Raw genomic sequence first — 22,218 nt, 5'->3', positions numbered from 1 at the left:
GAGTCTAGGGAGCGGGACGGGCCGGTCCAGGGCAGGCTGCCGGGCATGACGACGCCGCAGCAGCCCGACCCGGAGACCCCGCAGCCGCGCGACATCGCCCTGGAGATGCCGGACGAGCGCACCGCGGCCGACCTCGAGGAGCAGAGCGACCCGGAGCAGCCCACGAACCCCGCGTGAAGCAGGCGCACCGTCCAGGGTCCGGGCGTACTGTCCGGCCCATGTCCGCCGAAGCGGGTACCGGACGGCTGGTCGCCGGGCGCTACGTCGTGGACGGCGTGCTCGGCCGCGGTGGCATGGGCGTGGTCTGGAGCGCCACCGACCAGGTCCTGGGCCGCAGCGTGGCGCTCAAGGAGGTCGACTTCCCGGCCCACCTGAGCACCGAGGAGCGCGACGCGCTGCGCCGCCGCACCCTGCGCGAGGCCCGGGTGGCGGCGCGGCTGGAGCACCCCTGCGCCACCTCGGTCTACGACGTGGTCGAGGAGGACGGCCGGCCCTGGCTGGTCATGGAGCGCGTCGACGCGCGCAGCCTGCAGGAGGTCGTGCACCGGCACGGGCCGCTGCCCTGGGCGACCGTCGCGCGCATCGGCCTCGACGTGCTCGGCGCCCTGGAGGCCGCCCACGCCGCCGGCATCGTGCACCGGGACGTCAAGCCGGCCAACGTGCTCGTCGGGCGGGACTGCACCGCCCACCTCACCGACTTCGGCATCGCGGTGACCACCGACGACCCGTCGATCACCACCACGGGGGCGATCATCGGCTCGCCGTCCTACATGGCCCCCGAGCGGGCCCGCGGTGAGGAGGCCGGCCGGGCCGCCGACCTGTGGTCGCTGGGCGCCACGCTCTACACCGCCGTGGAGGGCCGGCTGGCCTTCGAGCGCGGCGAGCCGATGTCCACCCTCTACGCCGTCGTCACCGAGGAGCCCGCGCCGATGGAGCGCGCCGGGCCGCTGGAGCCGGTGCTGCGGGGGCTGCTCACCAAGGACCCCGCCGCCCGGATGGACGTGCCCGCCGCCCGCGCCGCGCTGGAGCGGGCCCTGTCCGGCAGTCCCCTCGGGACGACGTGGACCCCGCCGGACACCGACGACGGCCCCGCGCGGGACGACGGCTCCGTGCGGGAGGACGGCTCCGTGCGGGAGGGCGGCGCGACGCTCGGTGGCCGGGTGGAGCGCTTCGACGCCGACGACCTGCGGGCGCTCGCCTCGCTGCTGGGCACCGTGGCGCGCGACGCCCGCGACCAGGCCCGGCACCTCGCCGAGCGGCACCGGGAGCGCAAGGAGCGTCGGGCCGCCCGCGCCGCCGCTCCCCCGGGACGGAAGGCACCGCCGGCCCCGGCACGGAAGGCACCGCCGGCTCCGGCTCCGACGCCGCCGCGGACCCCGGCCCGCGCCCGGCGCCTGCGGTTCAAGCGCCGCTGGGTCGTCGTCCCCGTCGTGCTCGTGGTGCTCGCCGTGCTGGGGGCGCTGGCGGGGGTGGCCGCCCTCGTGGCCGCGGCCCTCGGCGCGCTCTGACCCCCCGGGCTCAGCGCAGGGCGGTCAGCCGCGCGGGGTCGAGCCGCTCGTCGGCGACGTAGTACAGCGTCGCGCCCTCCGGGACCGGCGTGTCCCAGCGCGGGCTGACGACCAGGCCGTCGTCGGTGCGCAGGGCGAGCAGCGTGGCGCCGAAGTCGCGGCCGAAGGCGGTCTGCCAGTCGCCGTAGCTGCGCGTCGCCGGGCCGGGCGGCACCTGCAGGGAGTAGGTGTTGCCGTGCCCGCCGGCGGTCATCAGCTCGTTGTAGACCTGGGTGAGCCCCGGGTCGGCCGCCTCCTCCGACAGCAGGAACGGCATGTGCCACTGCACCACCTGCACGGCGGCGTTGACGTAGCGCAGGCTCTCGCGGCGGCCGAGGTCGCGCACCGCGGCGACCAGGTGCACCCGCGGGTTGGCGTGGTCGACGGCGACCGCGATGGCCAGCGTCTCGTTGTCGTCGCGGCCGTCGACCACCACCGTGCGCGCCCGGTCGACGCCGGCGCGCACCATGACCTCGGCGCGCGTCAGGTCGCCGCGGACGAACGACACCTGCTGCTGCTCGGGCATCGGGTTGACCGGCACGTCGTCGTGGGCGCACAGCGCGATCCGGGTGCCCGGCTCCACGCACAGCTCGGCGACGATCCGCTCGGTCCGCCCGGGCGTGTAGCCCAGGACGACGACGTGGTCCCGGAGGTCCAGGGCCACCACTCCTCTCAGCCGCCTGCCCCGCACGGTCTGCAGGGCGGTGGCCAGCTCGGTGAACAACAGCGTCAGCGTGACGATGCCGCCGACGACCACGAACGTGCCGACCGCGCGGCCGGCGAGGGACACCGGGAAGACGTCGCCGTAGCCGACCGTGGCGGCCGTGACGACGAAGTACCACCAGTAGGTGTCCGGGGCGACGATCTCGCTGCCGGCCGGCTCCGCCAGCGCCATCAGCCCCCAGCTGGTCAGGAAGACCAGCAGGGCCACGGCCAGCGGCAGCCGCCAGCCGTGCAGCCGGACGCGGACGGTGCGCAGCAGCCGGAGCAGGAAGAACGGCAACGCGGGACCCCTCGACGGCCGGGCGGACACCGCAACCTACCGTCGCCCGCCCGCCACGGGCGTCCCCCGCGAGCGGGACGGGTAGCGCTGCGGCATGCGCAGCAGCGACCTCCTCCAGTACGCCTACGCCCAGGTCGGCGAGCACCTCCGCGACGCCGTCGACGGCCTGTCCCCCGAGCAGCTGGCGCAGCGCCCCGGCCCCGACGCCAACCCGGTCGGCTGGCTGGTCTGGCACGCGCTTCGGGTGCAGGACGACCACCTCGCCGAGGTCGCCGGCAGCGAGCAGGTGTGGACCGCGCAGGGCTTCGCCGGCCGGTTCGCCCTCCCGGTGGACGACGGCGCGACCGGCTACGGGATGAGCAGCGCGGAGGTGGCCGCCGTGCGGGTGCCCTCGGCCGGGCTGCTGCTGGAGTACCTCGACGCGGTGCTCGCCCGCAGCCGGGAGTTCCTCGGCGGCCTGTCCGACGACGACCTCGACCGCGTCGTCGACGAGCGGTGGGACCCGCCGGTCACCCTCGGCGTCCGGCTGGTCAGCGTCCTCGACGACGACCTGCAGCACGCCGGCCAGGCGGCCTACGCGCGGGGGCTGCTCGGCGGCTGAGGCAGGTGGGCGGGCAGCAGCCGCGCGGCGAGCTCGGTGAGCACCGGCGCCGGCTCGGCCAGGCAGCGGGCGACGTCCGGCTCGACGTCGACCAGCGCGCCCGCGCCGGCGAACCCGGCCGCCCGCAGCTCGGCCCCGGTCAGCTGCACCCGCCCGGCCAGGCCCACGCACGGGACGCCGGCCGCCCGGGCCCGGGCGAGCACCACGGCGGGCGCCTTGCCGCGCAGCGTCTGGGCGTCGAGGCTGCCCTCCCCCGTGACCACCAGGTCGGCGCCGGCCAGCGCCGCGTCCAGCCCCACCAGGTCGGCGACGAGCTCCGCCCCGGAGGACACCGACGAGATGAGGACGGCGGCGATCCCGGCCGTGGTGCCGCCGGCCGCGCCCATCGCCGGGATCCCCTCCAGCTCGACGCCGAGGTCGCGGCGGACGACGGCGGCGAAGCGGACCAGCGCGGCGTCGAGCTCGGCGACCTGCTCGGGGGTGGCGCCCTTCTGCGGCCCGTAGACGGCGGCGGCGCCGGCCGGGCCGGTCAGCGGGTTGTCGACGTCGGTGGCCACCTGCACCTCGACGTCGCGCAGGCGGGGGTCGGCCGACCCGGCGTCGACGCGGTCGAGGCGGGCCAGCCCGGCACCGCCGGGCGGCACGTCGGCGCCGTCGGCGTCGAGCAGCCGCACGCCGAGGGCCTGCAGCAGGCCGGCGCCGCCGTCGGTGGTGGCGCTGCCGCCCAGGCCGACGACGACGCGGGTGGCGCCGGCGTCGAGGGCGGCCAGCAGCAGCTCCCCGACGCCGCGGGTGGTGGCGGTGGTCGGGGCGAGCTCGTCGAGCAGCCCGAGCCCGGCGGCCGCGGCCATCTCGACCACGGCCGTCGTCCCGTCGACGGCGAACTCCGCCTCGACCGGGCGGCCGTCGGGGCCGGTCACCGTCACCGTCCGCGCGGTGTAGCCGGCGCGCAGGGCGGCGGCCACGGTGCCCTCCCCGCCGTCGGCCATCGGGCGCAGCAGGACCTCGGCCCCGGGGCGCTCGCGGAGCAGGCCGCGGGCGACCGCCTCGGCGGCGTCCGCGGCGGCCAGGGAGCCCTTGAAGGAGTCGGGGGCGATCACGATCCGCACGACCGGCAGCATGCCGCACCCGCGCGTAGCGTCGGATCGTGACCGAGCCGTCGTCGCCCGACTTCTACGCCCTCGAGGAGCTGCTCACCCCCGAGGAGGTCGCCGTCCGCGACCGGGTGCGCAAGTGGTGCGACACCGAGGTGCTGCCGCGGATCAACGACTACTGGGAGCGCGCGGAGTTCCCCTTCGAGCTGGTGCCCGGCTTCGCGGAGCTCGGCATCGCCGGCGGCACCGTGCAGGGCTACGGCTCCCCGGGCATGAGCGCCGTCGCCGCGGGGCTGGTGGCCGCCGAGCTGGCCCGCGCCGACGGCAGCGTCGGCACCTTCAACGGCGTGCACAGCTTCCTGGCGATGCAGTCGATCGCGATGCTCGGCTCGGAGGAGCAGAAGGAGCGCTGGCTCCCGGCGATGGCCCGGATGGAGAAGATCGGCGCGTTCGGCCTGACCGAGCCCCGGCACGGCTCGGACGCCGTGGCCCTGGAGACCCGTGCCCGCCGCGACGGCGACGCCTTCGTCCTCGACGGCCAGAAGAAGTGGATCGGTAACGGCACGATCGCCGACCACGTGATCATCTGGGCGCGCGACGAGGAGGGTGCCGTCGGTGGCTACGTCGTCGACAAGGGCACCCCCGGGTTCACCGCGACGGTGATGACCGGCAAGACGGCGCTGCGCGCGGTGTGGCAGGCCGAGATCACCCTCGAGGGCGCCCGCGTGCCGGCGGAGAACAGGCTGGCGAACTGCCGGTCGTTCAAGGACGTCTCGACCGTGCTCGACCGCACCCGCTACACCGTGGCCTGGCGGGCGCTCGGCGTGGCGACGGCGGCCTACGAGCTGGCCCTGGCGCACTGCCTGCGGCGCGAGCAGTTCGGCCAGCCGATCGCCGGCTACCAGCTGGTGCAGGAGAAGCTCGCGACGATGCTCGCCGAGATCACCACCATGCAGCTGATGTGCTGGCGGCTGTCGAGCCTGGCCGACGACGGCCGGATGACCGCGGCGATGGCCTCGCTGGCCAAGCGGCACTGCTGCGCGACCGCCCGGCGGATCGTGGCCGACGCCCGCGACCTCTTCGGCGGCGACGGCATCCTGCTCGAGCACCACATCGCCCGGCACCACGCCGACATCGAGGCGATCTACACCTTCGAGGGCACCGACCACGTGCAGGCGCTCATCATCGGCCGGGAGATCACCGGCCACTCGGCGATCAGCGGCCGGCGCCGCTGACCCGCGGCCGCTCAGCCGGCGCGGCTGAGCGGCGGGGTGAGCGCCGTCCCGGTGAGCCGGCGGCAGTCGGGGCAGGCGGTGCGGCCGGGCCCCACGCGCTCCCACTGCTGGGAACCCCACACCTGCACGATCGCCCCGCAGACCGCCAGCTCCACCTCCCCGTCGAGCTCGTTGGGCGGGCGATGGGCCTCGACGGCGTGCCAGGGCCGGCCGTCCTCGGCCGGGTGGCCCCGCGACCACCGGTCGGGTCGGGCGAAGCCGACGGCGTAGGACTCCACGCCGGGAATGTGCCCCGGGTCACAGCAGGTCAAAACACCTGATCAGGTGGCTCGCGCGCCGCTCCGGGGGCGTTCCTCGTGCTCCCGGGGTGCTGCAGGACCCCGGGTGGACGAGGCACGCCCCCGGTGCGGACGGTCACGCCGAGGCACCGTCGCCGCCCTCCCGGCGTTACCGTCGGGAGGCGGCACGTCGGGAGGAGCAGGGACGGTGGAACCAGTCAGCCTGGTGATCGGTGCGGCGTTGCTGGCTGCCGGCTTCGTGGCCGGGCGGATCGGCGGCCGCCGTCCTCCCGCCGGGCCGCCACCGCTCCCGACGCCGGTCTGCGGCTGCGGCCACCCGCTCAGCCAGCACGACACCGAGACCAACACCTGCTACGCCGAGCTGCGCCGCGACTCCTACGACAGGCGCGGCCGCTGGGCCGGCCACACCTGGGTGGCCTGCACCTGCCGGCAGTACGTCGGCCCGCGCCCGATCGACGAGGTCTTCCTCCCCCGCGTCCTCCCGCCCTCGGAGTAGGTCCGGGCGGCGTCAGGCGAGGTCGGTGAGCGCGCGGACGAGCGCGCCGACCCGCTCGGCGCCCAGCTCGGCCGCGAGCGCGGACTCGTGCGCGGCCACCAGCGCCTCGAGCCGGTCGAGCCGCAGCCGTCCCTGCGGGGACAGGTGCACCAGCACCCGCCGGCCGTCGCGGGGGTCGGGCAGCCGGTAGGCCAGCGCGGCGTCGACCAGACCGTCGACGAGCCGGGTCGCGGTCGGCGGGGGCAGGCACAGCACGGTGCCGAGCTCGCTCATCGCGCGACCGGGAGCCGAGGCCAGCGCGCGCATCACCCGGTAGGAGTCGAGGCTCGCGCCGTCCTCGGCCAGCGCCGCGGTCACGCCCCGCGCCACCCGCCGGGAGACCAGGGTGAGCAGCTCCACCAGCGAGGGGGGACACGTCGGGTCGACCACCCCCGCGGCCTGCTGCTCGACCGGCATGAGCGCACCATACTCAGCGTGCCGCGCTGGACCGTCCCGATGGACGCCTGGGAGGCCGCCCTCACCGGCCGCGCCCCGGGCGTCGTGCGGGTGGGGCTGGCGGTGCCGCTGTCGGGCCCGCTGGCGATGACCGCGCCCTCGGCGCTGGGGCTGGCGACCCTGGCCGCCGGCGAGCTCACCGAGGCCGGCGGGGTCCGCGGCCGGGCGGTCGAGCTGGTCACCGTGGACGCCGGGCGCCGTCCCGCCGAGGTGGGTGCCGACGTCGCCGCGCTGCAGGCCGCGGGCGCGCTGGACGTCGTCGTCGGCTTCGCCACCAGCGACGTCTCCCGCGCCGTCGCCGGCGTCCTCGCCGGCCGCACACCCTATGTCTTCACCCCGCCGCACGAGGGCGGCCGCGCCACCCGCGGGGCGCTGCGGATCGGCTCCTCGCCGCTGGCCCAGCACGCCGCCGCGCTCGCCTGGCTGGTCCGGCACCGGCACGCCCGGCGCTGGGTGCTGCTGGGCACCGACTACGTGTGGCCGCAGGCGGTGCACCGCGCCGCCCGGGCCGTGCTGCGCGACCTGGGTGCCGACGTCGTCGGCGAGCTGCTGGTCCCCTTCGGCCCGGCCGACCCCGGCCCGGCGCTGGACCTGGTGCGCCGCACCGGCGCCGACGCCGTCCTGCTCAGCCTGGTCGGCCGCGACCTGGTGGTGTTCAACCGCGCCTTCGGCCGTACCGGCCTCGGCCGCCGCGTCGTCCGCCTCTCGGGGGCGCTGGAGGAGAACGGCCTCTACGCGATCGGCGGGGACGACACCGGCGAGCTCTACGCCTGCATGCCCTCCTTCGCCGCGGCGGCCGACGCCACCGACGAGGGGCAGCTCGCCCTGCAGGAGCGGCTGGCCGCGCACGCCGGGCCGGACGCGCCGGTCGTGTGCGCCTACGCCCGGGGCGTCCACGACGGCGTCCGCGCCGCGGCCGCCCTGCTCGACGCGCGGACGGCGACCCGGCCCCGGCCCCCGCGGGCACGGCTGGCCCGCGCCGACGGGCTGGTCTTCCGGGAGGTCGGTCCACCCGTCTGACCCCGGTGCTTCCGCTTGGAAGGATCTCGGCCTACCCTCCCGGCGTCCGGCCCGCGAGCCGGCCGAGAGGAGGAGTCGTGAGCGACCCCCGCACCACCCAGTCCTCGCCCGGCACCGGGAGCTCCGGTGCCGGCGCGGTCCCCGCGGCCGGCGCCGCCGGCGTCGAGGAGTTCGGCTACCGCCAGGAGCTCAAGCGCTCGCTGAGTTTCACCGACCTGCTGGTCTACGGCCTGGTCTTCATGGTCCCGATCGCCCCGTTCGGCATCTTCGGCGGCGTCTTCCAGGCGTCGGGCGGCATGGTGGCCCTCGCCTACGCGATCGGCGGCCTGGCCATGGCCTTCACCGCGGCCTCGTACTCCCAGATGTCGCGGGCCTTCCCGATGGCCGGCTCCGTGTACACCTACGCCGGGCGCGGCATCGCCCAGCCGGTCGGCTTCATCGCCGGCTGGATGATCCTGCTCGACTACGTGCTCGTCCCGGCCCTGCTGTACCTGATCGCCGCGATCGCGATGAACTCGATCGTGCCCTCGGTGCCGGTGCTGGTCTGGCTGATCGGCTTCGTCGTCCTCAACACCGTGGTCAACTACTTCGGCATCGAGTTCACCGCGCGGGTCAACAAGATCATGCTGGTCGGTGAGCTGATCGTGCTCGCCATCTTCCTGGTGGTCGGCGTCGTCGCGCTGGCGTCCGGCGAGGGCCGCGGCTTCGACTTCTCGCCGATCTACAACGCCGACACGTTCTCCCTCGAGCTCGTCTTCGGCGCGGTGTCGGTCGCGGTGCTGAGCTTCCTCGGGTTCGACGGCATCTCCACCCTCGCCGAGGAGAACCGCGACTCGGCCCGCTCGATCGGCAAGGCGATGGTCGCCGCGCTGGCCCTGGCCGGCACGCTCTTCATCGTGCAGACCTGGGTCGCCGCGCTGCTGGTGCCCGACCCCGACACCCTCATCGCCGAGGGCGACGCCGCGGGCACCGCGTTCTACGACGCGGCCGAGGTGGCCGGCGGCGCCTGGCTGGGCACCCTCACGGCGCTGGCGACGGCCATCGCGTGGGGCTTCGCCAACTCCCTCGTCGCGCAGGCGGCCACCTCGCGGCTGCTGTTCGCGATGGCCCGCGACCGCCAGCTGCCCGCCTTCCTCAAGCAGGTGCACCCGACCCGGCGCGTCCCGGTCAACGCCACCTTCCTCGTCGCGGCGGTCTCCCTCGTCCTGGGCTGGTACATGACCACGCGCGAGGACGGCATCACGCTGCTGTCCACGCTGGTGAACTTCGGCGCGCTGTCGGCGTTCCTGCTGCTGCACGTCTCGGTCGTCGTGCACTACGTGGGCCGGCTGCACAGCCGGAACTGGTGGCTGCACCTGGCGGTGCCGGTCATCGGGTTCGCGATCCTGGTGTACGTGATCATCAACGCCCAGGTGGCGGCGCAGACGCTGGGCTTCGTCTGGCTGGTCGTCGGCCTGGTCCTGATGGGCGTGCTGGTGGCCACGGGCCGGAAGCCCGAGATCCGGGCGGAGGAGGGGCTGTGACGGCGTCCCTCGAGGTCGTCGCGCTGGAGCCGACGCCCGACCAGTGGCGGTGGTCGTTCGGTGGCGGCGAGCCGCTGCTGACCGTCGCCCCCGGCACGGTGGTCGAACTGACCACCGAGGACTGCTACGCCGGCAAGGTGCGCGGCGTCGACGACCTGCCGAGCGTCGTGTGCCGGTTCCCCTACCTCAACCCGGTGACCGGGCCGATCGCCGTCGAGGGCGCCGAGCCGGGCGACACCCTCGCCGTGCACCTGGTCGACATCGCGCCGGCCCGCGACTGGGCGGTGTCGAGCACCTTCCCGCACTTCGGCGCGCTGACCACCACGCACAGCACGGCGATGCTGCACGACCCGCTCGAGGAGCTGGTCTGGCTCTACGAGGTCGACCGGGAACGCGGCACCTGCCTGTTCCGCCCGCGCCGCGGCGGCCCCGAGGTGGAGCTCCCGCTGGACCCGATGCACGGCACGATCGGCGTCGCCCCGGCCTCCGGTGAGGTGTTCGCCAGCATCACGCCCGGCGCGCACGGCGGGAACATGGACACCCCCGAGATGCGCGCGGGCACGACGGCGTACTTCGGCGTCAACGTGCCCGGCGGTCAGCTGTCGATCGGGGACGGGCACTGCCGGCAGGGCGAGGGCGAGGTCTGCGGGACCGCGGTCGAGTCGGCGATGCGCACCGTCGTCGTCGTCGACCTGGTCAAGGGCGGCGGCCCCGCGTGGCCGCGGCTGGAGACCGACGAGTTCCTCGCCTCCACCGGCTCGGTGCGGCCGCTGGAGGACGCCTACCGGGTCAGCCAGCACGACCTGGTCACCTGGGCGGCGGAGCTCACCGGCTGGGACCGCCTCGACGCCCTGCAGCTGGTCAGCCAGGCCGGCCTGGCGCCGGCGGGCAACGTGGTCGACACCAACTACACGATGGTGGCCAAGCTGGCCAAGCGGTACCTGCCGGGCGCCGTCGCCGCCGACGGCGTCCACCAGCGGCTGCGGGAGACCGCTGCCGCCTACCTCGCGCAGCGCTGACCTGCGGTTCGTCCCGGCGTCCCGCAAGGGGCGCCGGGACGGCCGTGCGGCGGTAGCGTGCCGCGGGTGGAGGCCGCGGAGTGGGTCGGGGAGCCGCCGGTGCGCGACACCGACGCCGTCGCCGCGCTCATCCCGATGGTGCGACGCATCGTCGCCGCCCGCGTCGCCGACGTCACCGCCGCCGAGGACCTCGTCCAGGAGACCCTCGCCCGCGTGCTCGCCGCCTCCGGCCGGGTCGAGCCCGGCATGCTCGAGCCCTACGCCATCGCCACCGCGCGCAACGTCGTCGCGACCGCCTGGCGGGAGGAGGACCGGCAGCGGCGCAACCAGCACCGGGTGGTCGACCTCACCGCGCCGGACCTCCCCGAGGGCGGGCTGCTCGCCGAGGAGGAGCGGTCGGCCGTCGCCGCGGCGCTGGCCCGGCTCTCCGAGCGGGACCGCCAGGCGCTCCTCGCCCACGAGGTGTCGGGGCGGGACACCCGGTCGCTGGCCAGCGAGCTCGGCTCGACCGCCGGCGCCGTCGCCGCGCAGCTGCACCGCGCCCGGGCCCGGCTGCGGGTGGAGTACCTGCTCGCCCGGGACCGCACCGAGCCCCCGACCGAGCGCTGCCGCCCGGTCCTGTTCGCCCTGTCCAGCGGTGACCGGCGTCGGCAGCGCGAGGTCGACGCCGGGCGGCACCTGCTGGAGTGCGACGTCTGCGCCGCGCTCAGCCAGCCGCTGCTCGAGCGGGCGCCGCAGCGCGACGACGAGGTCCGCATCCCGATCGGGGGCGACGCCGACGTCGTCGCGGCCCGGCAGGCCGCCCGGGAGCTGGCCGGCCGGCTCGGCTGCTTCTCCCCCACCGACCTGACGCTGCTCGCCACGGCCGTGTCCGAGGTGACCCGCAACATCGTGAAGTTCGCCGGCTCCGGCGAGGTGGTGGTGGAGGTCCTCGACGAGCCCCGCCGGGGCGTGCAGGTGACCGCCCGGGACGCCGGCCCCGGCATCCCCGACGTCGAGCGGGCGCTGCAGGACGGCTACAGCACCTACGCCGGCCTGGGTCTCGGCCTGCCCGGCGCCCGGCGGCTGATGGACGAGTTCGCGATCGCCTCCGAGGTGGGGCGGGGCACGACGGTGACGATGACGAGATGGTGTGGTAATCGATGAGCAGCACCCAGGGAACGGCTCCGACGAGGGCGACCGCCGGGGGCGACGGCCTCGGCGAGGACCAGCTGCTCCCCCAGCTCGTCGCGCACCTGCGCGAGCACCGCGCGCGGCTGCGGGACGAGTGGTCCGACCGCATCCAGCGGGCCGGGCTGCTGCACGCCATGACCCCGCAGGAGATGGCGGCCGAGACGACGTCGGTCTACGACAACTACGTCGAGGTGCTGGAGACCGGCAGCGTCGAGGCGCTGCAGCGCTACGCCCGCGACCTCTCCGAGCGGATCATCCCGCGCGGGGTGGAGACCCACGAGGTCGTCGGCATCGTGCTGCTGCTGCGCGACGTGCTGGCCCGGTCGCTGTTCGAGAAGTACCAGCGCGACTTCGGCCTGCTCAACCGCGTGCTCGACGCCTACGAGCCGGCGGCCAACCGCATCGCCAACACCGTCGCGGTGAGCTTCGTCGAGGAGCGCGAGCGGGTCATCCGGCAGCAGCAGGACGCGCTGCGCGAGCTGTCCACCCCGGTCCTGCCGGTGCGCGAGCGGCTGCTCATCCTGCCGATCATCGGCGTCCTGGACCGGGAGCGGGCCCGCCAGCTCACCGAGCAGCTGCTCACCGGCATCCGCACCCACCGCGCCCGCGTCGTCGTCGTCGACATCACCGGCGTCCCCGAGGTCGACGAGTCGGTGGCCAACCACCTCGTGCAGACCGTCGACGCCTCCCGGCTCATGGGCGCCAGCGTCATCATCACCGGACTGTCGCCCAAGATCGCCCAGACGCTGGTGACCATCGGCGTCGACCTCAGCAAGATGGACACCATCGGTGACCTGCAGGGCGGGCTGGAGGAGGCCGAGCGCCTCCTCGGCTACCGCACCGCCAGGGACGACGGGACGGCGGTCCCGTGACCGGGCCCCGCCTGGTCTCGATCCTGCGCCAGGGGTCCTACCTGATCGCCTCGATCCACACCGCCCTCGACGACACGCAGATGACCGCCTTCCAGCACGACCTCGTCGAGCGCATCGGCCGCGACCGCGCGCGGGGGGTGGTCATCGACGTCGCCGCGCTCGACGTGCTGGACTCCTTCGCCAGCTGGACGCTGCGCACGATCGGCGAGGTCGCCCGGCTCCGCGGCGCGGTGACGGTGGTGGTCGGCATCCAGCCGGAGGTGGCCTTCGCGATGGTGACGCTGGGGATGGACACCGGGTCGGTGCACACCGCGCTCGACCTCGAGGAGGGCCTGGAGTTCCTCGACCGGGTCGTCGGCCCCCGGCGGCCGGCGGCCGCGGCGCGGGGCGGGTCGGCGTGACCGGCGTGCAGGGGTTCGCGCGCGACTACCGCGTCGCCTTCCTCGCGCACCTGGCCCGCCGCAGTGAGGGCTCGCTGCACCGCGGGTACGAGCTCGGCCGGGCCGCGGTCACCGAGGGGCTGGGGATCCTCGAGGTCGCGCACGTGCACCACGAGGTGCTGCTCGAGGTCCTGCGCGGGACCCCCGCCGGCGAGCTGCCCGACGTCGCCGCCGCGGCGTCGGAGTTCCTCTGCGAGGTGCTGGCCACGTCGGACATGGCCCAGCGGACGCTGCTGCGCCGGCGCTGACGGCCGGGCCCCTCCGCCGGGCCGGGGGGACGGTCACCGACGGAGGGGCGCAGGCGTCCCGGCCGGGGACGGCGTCGGGGGTGGCACCGTCCCCGGCCGGGGGTCAGGGTGCGTCCGGGGAGCCGCGCCGGGTCGGTCAGCCGGCGTTCTGCCTGAGAGTGACCGGTCCCTGGTCCGATTCGCAGACGGTGCGGGTGTCGCCGCTGCGGTCGACGGCCGTACCCAGGACGGCCACCGGCCCGACCTTGACCCCGCAGATCTGGGCCGCCAACTGCGCTGCAACGCCGATGTTGACGTCCTCGAGGATCGTCACGTCACCGACGTTCACGTTGACGAGGCCGTCCTGGTCCACCGGCTGGGCACTGGCGGTGCCGGCGACCCCGGTGACGAGCGCGGTGGTGGCGGCCAGGCAGAAGGCCGTGCGCTTGAGCGTGCTGGTCATGGGGTCTCCTCCGTGAGTGGCCCGGGCGGCGCCGTCGCCGCGTGGGCCGTGCACGCATGAAGACCCCTCCGACCGCCCGGCATGACGCGGGGTCCGCGCGGAGGGGAGCCGGGATCGGGTGACGGATCCCGCGTCATGCGGAGGGTCCCTGCGCGTCCGGCCGGGTATGCGCCCCGGGCACCACTGCCGCCGCCGCCGGAGGAACCCCGTGCCCTGGTCCCCTGACCGCCGCCTGCTCGCCGCCACGGAGCCGGTCCGGGCGGCGGCCAGCGCCGGCGCGCTGGCGCTGGCCTACCCCCTCCTGCGCGGCGCCCCGCGGGGCGAGCCGCACGGCGTGCTGGTGCTGCCCGGCCTGCTGGCCTCCGACGTGTCCACGGTGACCCTGCGCCGCTGGTTGCGCGGGCTCGGGTACCCGGTGGTCGGCTGGGAGCTCGGCCGCAACCGCGGGCCGACCAAGGAGGTCACCGACGAGCTGCCGCGGCTGGTGCGGCGGCTGGCCGAGCAGCACGGCGGGCCGGTGAGCGTCGTCGGGCAGAGCCTCGGCGGCATCTACGCGCGGCGGCTGGCGCTGCGCGTGCCCGGGCAGGTGCGGCAGGTGATCAGCCTGGGCTCGCCGTTCGGCCTCTCCGGCCGGGCGTCCGACGACAGCCCCGGCGCCCGGGCCTACGCCCGCCAGCGACACCTGACCGCCGTGCCGCGTGGGCGGAGTGGCCTCACCGACGGCCTGCCGGTGCCGAGCACGGCGGTCTACTCGCGGTGGGACGGCGTCGTCGACTGGCGGGCCTGCCGCCAGACGCCGGGCCCGCGCGCGGAGAACGTCGGCGTGCACGCCAGCCACCTCGGGATGGGCCACGACCCGGCGGTGCTGTGGCTGGTGGCCGACCGCTTGGCCCAGACCCGCGACGGCTGGCGGCCGTTCACCCCGCCGGCCCGGCTGCGGCTGCTCTACACCAGCGAGGACGACGCGACCGGCTGACGGCGGCGCGCCCGCAGCACCGCGTCGGCCACGTGCACCGACCCGTGCTCGTGCGCCCCGCCCTCGTGCGACCTGGCCTCCCGGGGACGCGACTCCGCCACCTCGACCTCCCAGTCCTCCGTGTCGAGGACGGCGGCCAGCTGCTCGCCGGTGGCGTACCACTCCGCCGGGCCCGGCCGCTGCACGCCGCGGGAGACGTTCCCGCCGTCGTGCATCGTCACCAGCAGCGTCCCGCCCGGGGCCACGGCGGACGCCAGCCGGCGCAGCACGTCGTCGCGGGTGGCGGGCAGGAAGTGCAGGAACGAGGCGGTCACCAGGTCCCAGCGCTCGTCGCCGGGCTCCCACGACGAGATGTCGGCCTTGCGGGTCTCCAGCGGCACCCCGGCCGCCGCGGCCGCCGCGGCGGCGCGGTCCAGCGCCGTGCGCGAGAGGTCGAGCGCGGTCACCGCCCACCCGCGCCGGGCCAGCCAGACGGCGTCGCCGCCCTCCCCCGCCCCGGCGTCGAGCGCGCGACCCGGCGGCAGGTCGGCGGCCTCGGTGGCCAGCACGTCGTTGACCCGGCCGCTCCAGGCCCCGTGCGCGTGGGAGCGGTACCGCTCCTCCCACCACTGCTCGCCGTACTCCGGGTCGGTCTGCGCGCGCAGCACGTCGACGGCGAGGCGGGTGTCCTCGGCGAGCAGGTCGGCGTTGATCCCGGCGCCGGCCGTCAGCCCGGCCGCGGCCGAGCCGATCACCTGGGCGCTGGGGTCGGCGAGGTTGCCCGCCGCCCAGACGCCGGGCACCGCGGTGGCGCCGCGCGCGTCGACCGGCACGTGCGAGCCGACGACGGCCTCCCCCATCCGGAACGGCACGGCCTCCAGGCCCAGGTCGGCCAGCACGGCCGAGCGGGCGGTGAAGCGCGGCGCGACGACGACGGCCGCGCGCGGCACGACCTCGCCGTCGGCCAGGCGCACGCCGGTGAGCCGGCCGCCGTCGGTCTCCAGCCCGACGACCTCGCCGGTCACCACGCGGACGCCGCGCGCGGCCAGGGCCTCGGCGACGTCGGCCGGCGGCGGCTCCGCCGTGTGCTGGAACAGCACGACGTCGGCGCTCCACTGCCGCCACAGCTGCGCCTGGTGCAGCGACATCGGACCGGTGGCGACGACGCCGACGGCCTGGTCGCGCACCTCCCAGCCGTGGCAGTACGGGCAGTGCAGCACGTCGGTGCCCCACAGATCGCGCACGCCCGGGATGTCGGGCAGCTCGTCGGTCAGGCCGGTGGTGACCAGCAGCCGGCGTGCCCGCAGCGTCCGACCACCCGCCGTCCGCACCGTGAACGCGCCGATCTCGCCGTCCACCCCCGTGGCCGTGTCGGCCACCAGCACGCCGCCGTAGCCGGCCACCTCGGCCCGCCCCGCGGCGAGCAGGTCGCCGGGCGGTGTGCCGTCGCGGCCCAGGTAGTTGTGCATCGCGTGCGCCGGCGCGTTGCGCGGCGTCCCGTCATCCACCACCGCCACCGAGCGGCGCGCCCGTCCCAGGGCGAGGGCCCCGGACAGGCCGGCCGCTCCCCCGCCGATGACCACCACGTCGTACGTCTCGTCCATGCCGACGACGGTGCACCCACGCCTGCCGTCTTGACAATTTCCGTTGCCGGTATGGCAAAGTGGCGGCCGTGACCGACCTCGAAGGCGTCCTGGACGCCGTGGGCCCGCGGCTGCGTGAGCTGCGCCGGCAGCGCGGCGCCACCCTCACCCAGCTGTCGGAGGACACCGGCATCTCGGTGTCCACGCTGTCGCGGCTGGAGTCCGGGCAGCGCCGGCCCACGCTGGAGCTGCTGCTGCCGCTGGCCCGCGCCCACCAGGTGCCGCTCGACGAGCTGGTCGACGCCCCGGAGACCGGTGACCCGCGGGTGCGGCTGAAGCCGATCACCCGGCACGGCGCCACGTTCATCCCGCTGACCCGCCGCCCCGGCGGGCTGCAGGCCTACAAGCAGGTGCTGCCGCCGCGCTGGGGCGGCGACCCGGGCGAGCAGCGCTCGCACGAGGGCTGGGAGTGGGTCTACGTGCTGTCGGGCCGGCTGCGGCTGCTGCTCGGCGACACCGACGTGACGCTCACCCCCGGTGAGGCCGCCGAGTTCGACACCCGCACGCCGCACTGGATGGGCAACCCCGACGACCGGCCGGCCGAGCTGCTCGCGCTCTACGGCCCGCAGGGCGAGCGGCTGCACGTGCGCGCCGCGCCCGCCGGACGTCCGAGCTGACCGCCTCAGACCGCGCGCAGGGCCCCGCGGGCGGCCGGGCGGGACCGCAGCCAGGGCAGCAGCTCGGCGGCAGGCATCGGCCGGCCGAGGTACCAGCCCTGCACCAGGTCGCAGCCCACCTCCCGCAGCAGCTCCCAGGTGGCCGCGTCCTCGACGCCCTCGGCCACCACCTCGAGGTCCAGGTGCCGCCCGAGGTCGGTGACGGCACGGACGATCGCCACGTCCTCGGCGCCGCTCTGCAGCCCCATGACGAAGCTGCGGTCGATCTTGACCTCGTGCACCGGCAGCCGCTTGAGGTAGGACAGCGAGGAGTACCCGGTGCCGAAGTCGTCGACCGACAGCCGCACCCCCAGGTCGCGCAGCTGGTGCAGCAGCGCGATGGCGCGGGCGGGGTCGGCCATGACCGAGCCCTCCGTGACCTCGAGGGTGAGCCGCCCCGCGGGCACGTCGTGCCGGGCGAGCAGCCGGGCGACCTCGTCGACCAGGTCGGCGTCGTACAGGCTGCGCGCGGACAGGTTCACCGCGACGGCGAGGTCGTGGCCGCCGGCCCGCCAGGCCGCGCAGGCGGCGAGCGACCGGTCCAGCACGTGGGTGGTCAGCGGGCCGATCAGGCCGGTGCGCTCGGCGATCGGGACGAACTCCTCCGGCGACACGCGGCCCAGCTCCGGGTGGTCCCAGCGGACCAGCGCCTCGACGCCGACGACCTCGCCGGTGGTGACGCGGGCCTGCGGCTGCACGTGCACCTCGATCCCGCCGGTCGCAAGGGCGGCGCGCAGCTCCGCGACCAGGGTCAGCCGGCGCGGATCGGCGGTGTCGAGGTCGGCCCCGTAGACGCGCAGGCCGCGCGCGGCGCCCTTGGCGTCGTACATCGCGACGTCGGCCCGCTTGAGCAGCCCGGCGGCGTCGGTGGCGTGAACCGGGGCCAGGGCGATGCCCAGTGACCCGCCGACCTCGACCTCGAGGCCGTCAAGGGCCACCGGCTGCTCGAGGGCCCGCAGCAGCCGCCGGCCCAGCCGGACGACCCGGTCCTCGTCGGCGGTGTCGGTCACCAGGACGGCGAACTCGTCCCCGCCGAGCCGGGTGACGGTGCCGGCCGCGCCCACCGCGGCCCCCAGGCGGGCGCCGACCTCCACGAGCAGCCGGTCGCCCTGCTGGTGGCCGAGGGTGTCGTTGACGTCCTTGAAGCCGTCGAGGTCGAGGATCATGACCGCGGCGCCGGCGGAGCGGCCGTCTCGGACGTCGTCCAGCGCGCCGGTCAGCCGGCGCTGCAGGAAGGCGCGGTTGGGCAGTCCGGTGAGCGCGTCGTGCAGCGCCTCGTGCCGCAGCCGGTCGACCAGCTCACCGTTCTGCAGGGCGACGCTGGCGTGGTTGGCGACGGTCTCGAGGAGGAGCACGTCGGAGTCGTCGAAGGTCCGCACATCCCCGAGCCGGTCGGTGACCACGAGGACCCCGACCGTGCCGGCCCCGCCGCGCAGCGGGACGGCGATCGCCTCGCGAGCGGCCCGGGCGGCCAACCAGGCGCGGGCCGCGGCGTCCCGGGTGGTCCGCGGCAGGAGCTGCGCCTCGTCGTCGCCGACCACCGCGCGCAGCAGCCACTCGTCCGCCGGCGTCAGCGGCTCCTCCGAACGGGAGAGCCGACCCGAGGGTCCCAGGCGGACGCGGGCGACGTGGCCGCCGCCCGGGGCGGGGAAGGCCACCTCGGCGCGCTCGGACTTGAGCAGCTCGCGCGCCTCCCCCAGCACGCTGCTCAGCACCACGTCGACCTCCGGGGAGCTGGTGACCGCCTGGGTGAAGCGGTAGAGCCGCTCGAGGTTGAGGTGGCGGTCGCTGAGCGAGGCGTAGGCCCGGTAGGCGATCAGCAGCCCGGCGGCGGCCAGCAGCAGGAGGCCGGCGCTGCGGACGTCGGCGGCCAGGCTGGTGACGGCCACGAGGGCGACGGCGACCACCACCGGCGTCGCCGGCTGTCCGGCGACGACGTCCCGCGCCAGCTCGCGGGGCCGCAGCCCGCCCTCGAAGGCCGCGATGACCAGGCCGACGGCGATGATCCCCACGGTGTTGGCGAGGAGCGTCGCGGCGAGGGCGGCGAGCCACAGCGCGGGCGCGCTCTGCCCGACCTGGGCGAGGACGTGGAAGCACAGCACCGCGACCGCGGTCTCGGCGGCGGCCAGCGCCAGGTTGAACGCCGTCTTCAGGGGGGTGGAGCGGCGGTGGAGGAGCAGCACCGTCGCCGACCCGACGAGCCGGCCGGCCAGCAGGGCGGGCGGGCCGGCGAAGAACAGGCCCAGCACGAGCGAGAGCTCGCTGACCGAGACCGTCTGCGCCTCGCGCTTGACCTGGATGTGCAGGACGGTGGCCTCGGTGGCGGCGTAGCCGAGCGCCAGCACCCACCACGGCAGTGCTACGGCCCCGACGAGCCCTCCGATCCCGGCCGGGACGGGCGGGGCCGCCCAGAGCGACGCGGCCGTCAGGACCACGAGCGCGGCGCTGATGCCCAGGACCCGCTGCTCGGGGGCGGACGGGCGCCGGCGTCGGCGCGGGGCCGCGGTGCCCTGCTGGACGTCCATGTCCGGTCCTCCTCGGGAGCTGGTGGTTCCTCCCCCACGACGACGGCAGGGTGGGGCGCGACCTGCAGTCGCGCCCCACCCTGGTCATCCCGAGGAGGGAGTCGTCACGCCCCGCGGGCGGAACCCCACATGCGTCCGGCGCGAGGCGGGCGGACCCGGCCCCGATGCCGGGCCGGCCGGGCCGCCGGACGGTGCCCCGGACCCGCAGCCGGCCGACAGCGACCGGCCGGCGGTTCGGTCCCGGGGACGGCGACGGTCACGACCACGGTCACGACCACGCCGCGCCGGCGAGGTCGGCGGTCCGCCACTGCCGGCCCGACCAGTTCGCGTCGCGCCACTGCCGGCCGTTCCACGAGATGCCGGTCCAGGAGCCGTCCCGCCACTGCCGGCCCGACCAGTCGGCGTCGCGCCACTGCCGACCGTCCCACGCCACCGCGGTCCACTCGGCGGTGCGCCAGGTGGAGCCGTCCCAGCCGTCCCCGCTGAACAGGACGCCGCGCCAGCGGCCTCCCTCCCAGGCCGTCTGGCGCCCGGACGCGGTCGCCCAGGCCCGGCCGTCCCAGGCGTTGCCGAACACGTCGACCTCGCCCTGCAGCGGCACGCCGTCACGCTCCACGTGGGAGCTGCCGCGGGCGGCCTCGACCGACCCGGTGCCGGTGCTCCAGAACTGCGCGGACTGGGTGGAGGTGTTGTTCGACTTGACCTGCGCCTGCCGGACGTTGGTCAGCCCGTTGCCCCGGTACTGGTTGGTCGTCGAGCTGAACGCCGTCGAGGTGGACATGATCTGCCGCTTGACCTGGTCGGGGGTCAGCCGCGGCTCCTCCTGCAGCAGCAGGGCGACCTCGCCGCTGACCACGGCGGCGGCCTGGGACGTGCCCGAGGCGACGGCGAAGCGGTCGCCCCGGCGAGCTCCCGGGTTCCGCTCGTCGGCGTAGCCGCTGGGGACCCGCAGGCCCGTGACCGACACCCCGGGGGCGACGACGTCGACGTGCCGCTGGTTGGTGCCCCGGGTACCCCACGACGGCACGGTGTCGTCCACCGCGTTCAGGGTGCCCTGTGTGTCGGCCGCGCCGACCGCGAGGACGTAGGGGTCCTGGGCCGGGTTGGCCAGGTTGAGGTTCGTCGACCCGTCGTTGCCGCCGGCGACCACGACGACGATGCCGGCCTTCCACGCCTGCTCCACGGCGTAGGACAGCGGGTCGACGCGGGTGTCCTGGGTGGAGTCGGTGCCGTACGACAGGTTGATGACGCGGATGTTCATCCCGTTGTCGTTGCGGTGCTCGACCACCCAGTCGATGGCGGCGATGACCTGGGTGACGTCGACCGCACCGTCGCTGGCGCCGACCTTGACGTCGAGCAGCGTGGCGTCGGGGGCGATGCCGGAGAACCGGCTCGGGTCGGTGTAGGACGCCGGGGTCCCGGCGACGTCGCGGCCGGCGATGATCGAGGCCAGGTGCGTGCCGTGCCCGTAGGCGTCGCGGTGTGCCAGCTCCGGGTCCTGGCTGTCGAAGGACAGGTCGGGTCCGTCGACGACGTTGCCGGTGTCGAGCCCCGGCACCTCGGTGACGCCGGTGTCGATGAGCGCGACACCGACCCCCCGGCCGGTGAAGCCGGCCCGGTAGGAGTCGTGCGCCCCGACGGCCTGGGCGATGTGGAACAGCGAACCCTTGGCGTTCACGTCGTAGCCGAGGGGGGCCGCGGCGGCCGGCCCTGCGGTCATGACGACGCCGCCCAGGGTCGCGGTGGTGGCGGCCAGAGCGGCGATCCCGCGTCGACCCCAGCCCCGGCTCACCGGGAGGTCCCGGGTGTGCGTGGTGACTCCATGTGGTGTGCTCTTCTCGTCCATGAGGGACCGCTCCGGCCGGAGCGGCACCCCCAGTAGCGACATCACTGCGAGCCGTGTCTGCCCCACGGCGGGTCGGACCACCCGAAGAGGGGAGCCGGGGCACGCGGATCGCGGTCAGGGGACGACGACCAGCCGCGTCCCGGCCCGGCCGGAGGCCTGGCGCTCCCAGGCCGCGGTGACGTCGGCCAGCGGCACCGTCTCGTGCGCGACGGCGATCCGGCCGGCCGCGGCGTGCGCCAGGACGGCGTCCAGGTCCTCCCGGCGCTGGGCCGGCGTGAGCGCGTTGTTGGTGTGGCCGAGCACCTCCGCGGACCGGCCGCGCAGCACCGCCGAGGAGAACACCGCCTCGTCGCCGGACGCCCCGCCGAGGTTGACCAGCCGCCCGCCGGGCGCGAGCACCTGCGACGCCGCGGTGGCCGCCGTCCCGAACACCGGGTCGACGACGACGTCGGCGCTCCCCCCGCAGGTCCCGGCGAGCGCGGCGGCGAGCGCGTCGACGTCCCCGGCCAGCGGCACCACCGCGTCGGCGCCGGCGGCCCGGGCCCGGTCCTGCGCGGCCGCCGACCGGCACACCGCCACCACCCGCCCGGCGCCGAGCACGCGGGCCGCGCCGACCGCGACCTGGCCGACCGCGCCGCCGGCCCCGAGCACGACGACGGTCTCCCCCGGCCGCAGCCGCCCGCGGCGGGTCAGGCACGCCCACGCCGCGACCGCCGACGTCCCGAGCGCGGCGACCGCCGTGTCGGGGAGCCCGCCGGCCAGGGGCACCAGGTCGTCGTCGGCGACCGAGCAGCGCTCGGCGAGGCCGCCGTCGCCGGGCGCCATCCCGGCCGACGTCGCGAACCACACCCGGGTGCCGGCCGGCACCGCGGCCGACTCCGCCACGACGCCGACGCCCTGCACGCCGGGGACGTAGGGCACCGCCGGGGTCCCGAGGTACGAGGTGCCCGAGGCGCAGAGCAGGTCCAGCGGGACGATCGGCGCGGCGGTGACCCGCACGAGGCTGCGGCCCGGGCCGACGACCGGGTCGGGGTGCTCGGCGTGCTCGGGCGGCGTCCCGGGCCTGCGGACGACGGCGGCGCGCAC

At 76.1% G+C, this 22,218-nt stretch carries 23 protein-coding genes; 14 read left to right on the top strand and 9 right to left on the bottom strand.

The features are described from left to right. Positions 1 to 45 precede the first annotated feature (45 nt). A complete protein-coding gene (locus tag LY71_RS24485) occupies positions 46 to 177 on the top strand; it encodes a hypothetical protein (RefSeq protein ID WP_281261605.1) in 132 nt (43 codons plus the stop codon). Positions 178 to 218: 41 nt separating this feature from the next. Further along, entirely contained in the window at positions 219 to 1,508 is a 1,290-nt protein-coding gene (locus tag LY71_RS13325) for a serine/threonine-protein kinase (protein WP_106278243.1), read from the top strand. 10 nt (positions 1,509 to 1,518) lie between these two features. Here LY71_RS13325 and LY71_RS13320 read toward each other — a convergent pair whose 3' ends face one another. Further along, entirely contained in the window at positions 1,519 to 2,550 is a 1,032-nt protein-coding gene (locus LY71_RS13320; RefSeq protein WP_106278241.1) for an NAD-binding protein, read from the bottom strand. Between the two features lie 94 nt (positions 2,551 to 2,644). On the opposite strand from LY71_RS13320, the gene LY71_RS13315 reads away from it, so the two are divergent. Beyond that, on the top strand, positions 2,645 to 3,151 hold the full coding sequence (locus LY71_RS13315) for a mycothiol transferase (RefSeq protein WP_106278239.1): 507 nt from the start codon (positions 2,645 to 2,647) through the stop codon (positions 3,149 to 3,151). Here LY71_RS13315 and LY71_RS13310 read toward each other — a convergent pair. Next, entirely contained in the window at positions 3,124 to 4,260 is a 1,137-nt protein-coding gene (locus LY71_RS13310) for a glycerate kinase (protein ID WP_245887873.1), read from the bottom strand. The genes LY71_RS13315 and LY71_RS13310 overlap by 28 nt on opposite strands. Before the next feature lie 38 nt (positions 4,261 to 4,298). Between LY71_RS13310 and LY71_RS13305 the strand changes: the two genes are divergently transcribed. Next, a complete protein-coding gene (locus LY71_RS13305; RefSeq protein WP_106278235.1) occupies positions 4,299 to 5,480 on the top strand; it encodes an acyl-CoA dehydrogenase family protein in 1,182 nt (393 codons plus the stop codon). A gap of 11 nt (positions 5,481 to 5,491) precedes the next feature. Here LY71_RS13305 and LY71_RS13300 read toward each other — a convergent pair whose 3' ends face one another. After that, positions 5,492 to 5,758, bottom strand: a complete 267-nt coding sequence (locus LY71_RS13300) for a hypothetical protein (RefSeq protein ID WP_106278233.1) — start codon at positions 5,756 to 5,758, stop codon at positions 5,492 to 5,494. A 208-nt stretch (positions 5,759 to 5,966) separates the two neighbouring features. Here LY71_RS13300 and LY71_RS13295 point away from each other — a divergent pair, with 208 nt between their 5' ends. Then, complete coding sequence (locus LY71_RS13295; protein WP_106278231.1) at positions 5,967 to 6,275, top strand: hypothetical protein; 309 nt, start codon at positions 5,967 to 5,969, stop codon at positions 6,273 to 6,275. A 12-nt stretch (positions 6,276 to 6,287) separates the two neighbouring features. Here the strand turns inward: LY71_RS13295 and LY71_RS13290 are convergent, their stop codons facing one another. Beyond that, positions 6,288 to 6,731 (bottom strand): MarR family winged helix-turn-helix transcriptional regulator, encoded by a 444-nt coding sequence (locus LY71_RS13290; protein WP_106278229.1) that lies wholly within the window; start codon positions 6,729 to 6,731, stop codon positions 6,288 to 6,290. Positions 6,732 to 6,749: 18 nt separating this feature from the next. On the opposite strand from LY71_RS13290, the gene LY71_RS13285 reads away from it, so the two are divergent. The 7 genes from LY71_RS13285 to LY71_RS13255 all read left to right on the top strand — a co-directional run bounded on the left by LY71_RS13285 (position 6,750) and on the right by LY71_RS13255 (position 13,065). After that, positions 6,750 to 7,790, top strand: a complete 1,041-nt coding sequence (locus tag LY71_RS13285) for an ABC transporter substrate-binding protein (protein WP_211297329.1) — start codon at positions 6,750 to 6,752, stop codon at positions 7,788 to 7,790. Positions 7,791 to 7,867: 77 nt separating this feature from the next. Then, positions 7,868 to 9,313 carry an APC family permease gene (locus LY71_RS13280; RefSeq protein ID WP_106278227.1) on the top strand — a complete coding sequence of 482 codons (1,446 nt, stop codon included), beginning with the start codon at positions 7,868 to 7,870 and terminating at the stop codon, positions 9,311 to 9,313. Then, positions 9,310 to 10,332 carry an acetamidase/formamidase family protein gene (locus LY71_RS13275; RefSeq protein WP_106278225.1) on the top strand — a complete coding sequence of 341 codons (1,023 nt, stop codon included), beginning with the start codon at positions 9,310 to 9,312 and terminating at the stop codon, positions 10,330 to 10,332. The genes LY71_RS13280 and LY71_RS13275 overlap by 4 nt, the downstream gene beginning before the upstream one ends. Before the next feature lie 66 nt (positions 10,333 to 10,398). Beyond that, a complete protein-coding gene (locus LY71_RS13270; protein WP_245887872.1) occupies positions 10,399 to 11,478 on the top strand; it encodes a sigma-70 family RNA polymerase sigma factor in 1,080 nt (359 codons plus the stop codon). Next, complete coding sequence (locus tag LY71_RS13265) at positions 11,475 to 12,377, top strand: STAS domain-containing protein (RefSeq protein WP_106278223.1); 903 nt, start codon at positions 11,475 to 11,477, stop codon at positions 12,375 to 12,377. The genes LY71_RS13270 and LY71_RS13265 overlap by 4 nt, the downstream gene beginning before the upstream one ends. Next, positions 12,374 to 12,778, top strand: coding sequence for an STAS domain-containing protein (locus LY71_RS13260; RefSeq protein ID WP_245887871.1), 405 nt, complete (start codon positions 12,374 to 12,376; stop codon positions 12,776 to 12,778). Before LY71_RS13265 ends, LY71_RS13260 begins: the two co-directional genes overlap by 4 nt. Next, positions 12,775 to 13,065 (top strand): phosphatase RsbU N-terminal domain-containing protein, encoded by a 291-nt coding sequence (locus LY71_RS13255; protein WP_106278221.1) that lies wholly within the window; start codon positions 12,775 to 12,777, stop codon positions 13,063 to 13,065. The genes LY71_RS13260 and LY71_RS13255 overlap by 4 nt, the downstream gene beginning before the upstream one ends. Positions 13,066 to 13,201: 136 nt before the next feature. Here LY71_RS13255 and LY71_RS13250 read toward each other — a convergent pair whose 3' ends face one another. Further along, on the bottom strand, positions 13,202 to 13,507 hold the full coding sequence (locus tag LY71_RS13250; RefSeq protein ID WP_106278219.1) for a hypothetical protein: 306 nt from the start codon (positions 13,505 to 13,507) through the stop codon (positions 13,202 to 13,204). A 208-nt stretch (positions 13,508 to 13,715) separates the two neighbouring features. On the opposite strand from LY71_RS13250, the gene LY71_RS13245 reads away from it, so the two are divergent. Then, positions 13,716 to 14,483 (top strand): esterase/lipase family protein, encoded by a 768-nt coding sequence (locus LY71_RS13245; RefSeq protein WP_106278217.1) that lies wholly within the window; start codon positions 13,716 to 13,718, stop codon positions 14,481 to 14,483. On the opposite strand, the gene LY71_RS13240 is transcribed toward LY71_RS13245, so the two are convergent. Continuing rightward, complete coding sequence (locus tag LY71_RS13240; protein WP_106278215.1) at positions 14,453 to 16,066, bottom strand: bifunctional NAD(P)/FAD-dependent oxidoreductase/class I SAM-dependent methyltransferase; 1,614 nt, start codon at positions 16,064 to 16,066, stop codon at positions 14,453 to 14,455. The genes LY71_RS13245 and LY71_RS13240 overlap by 31 nt on opposite strands. A gap of 68 nt (positions 16,067 to 16,134) precedes the next feature. Between LY71_RS13240 and LY71_RS13235 the strand changes: the two genes are divergently transcribed. Then, positions 16,135 to 16,722: a helix-turn-helix domain-containing protein gene (locus LY71_RS13235; RefSeq protein WP_106278319.1), complete on the top strand. Its 588-nt coding sequence runs from the start codon at positions 16,135 to 16,137 to the stop codon at positions 16,720 to 16,722. 5 nt (positions 16,723 to 16,727) lie between these two features. Here the strand turns inward: LY71_RS13235 and LY71_RS13230 are convergent, their stop codons facing one another. The 3 genes from LY71_RS13230 to LY71_RS13220 form a co-directional block, all read right to left on the bottom strand. After that, entirely contained in the window at positions 16,728 to 19,286 is a 2,559-nt protein-coding gene (locus tag LY71_RS13230; RefSeq protein WP_106278212.1) for a putative bifunctional diguanylate cyclase/phosphodiesterase, read from the bottom strand. 268 nt (positions 19,287 to 19,554) lie between these two features. Then, complete coding sequence (locus LY71_RS13225) at positions 19,555 to 21,078, bottom strand: S8 family serine peptidase (protein ID WP_211297328.1); 1,524 nt, start codon at positions 21,076 to 21,078, stop codon at positions 19,555 to 19,557. 168 nt (positions 21,079 to 21,246) lie between these two features. Next, positions 21,247 to 22,218: a quinone oxidoreductase family protein gene (locus LY71_RS13220; RefSeq protein WP_106278208.1), complete on the bottom strand. Its 972-nt coding sequence runs from the start codon at positions 22,216 to 22,218 to the stop codon at positions 21,247 to 21,249.

The sequence above is a fragment of the Geodermatophilus tzadiensis genome (assembly GCF_003002915.1).
Taxonomy (GTDB): Bacteria; Actinomycetota; Actinomycetes; order Mycobacteriales; family Geodermatophilaceae; genus Geodermatophilus; species Geodermatophilus tzadiensis.
Note: the sequence above shows the minus strand (reverse complement) of the source record. Positions and strands in the feature narration are given on the sequence as shown.

Bases quoted from the DNA above. Each gene is read 5' to 3' on its own strand.
- LY71_RS24485 (WP_281261605.1), top strand. From the start codon at position 46: ATGACGACGCCGCAGCAGCCCGACCCGGAGACCCCGCAGCCGCGCGAC.
- LY71_RS13325 (WP_106278243.1), top strand. From the start codon at position 219: ATGTCCGCCGAAGCGGGTACCGGACGGCTGGTCGCCGGGCGCTACGTC.
- LY71_RS13290 (WP_106278229.1), bottom strand. From the start codon at position 6,731: ATGCCGGTCGAGCAGCAGGCCGCGGGGGTGGTCGACCCGACGTGTCCC.
- LY71_RS13240 (WP_106278215.1), bottom strand. From the start codon at position 16,066: ATGGACGAGACGTACGACGTGGTGGTCATCGGCGGGGGAGCGGCCGGC.
- LY71_RS13315 (WP_106278239.1), top strand. From the start codon at position 2,645: ATGCGCAGCAGCGACCTCCTCCAGTACGCCTACGCCCAGGTCGGCGAG.
- LY71_RS13250 (WP_106278219.1), bottom strand. From the start codon at position 13,507: ATGACCAGCACGCTCAAGCGCACGGCCTTCTGCCTGGCCGCCACCACC.
- LY71_RS13230 (WP_106278212.1), bottom strand. From the start codon at position 19,286: ATGGACGTCCAGCAGGGCACCGCGGCCCCGCGCCGACGCCGGCGCCCG.
- LY71_RS13265 (WP_106278223.1), top strand. From the start codon at position 11,475: ATGAGCAGCACCCAGGGAACGGCTCCGACGAGGGCGACCGCCGGGGGC.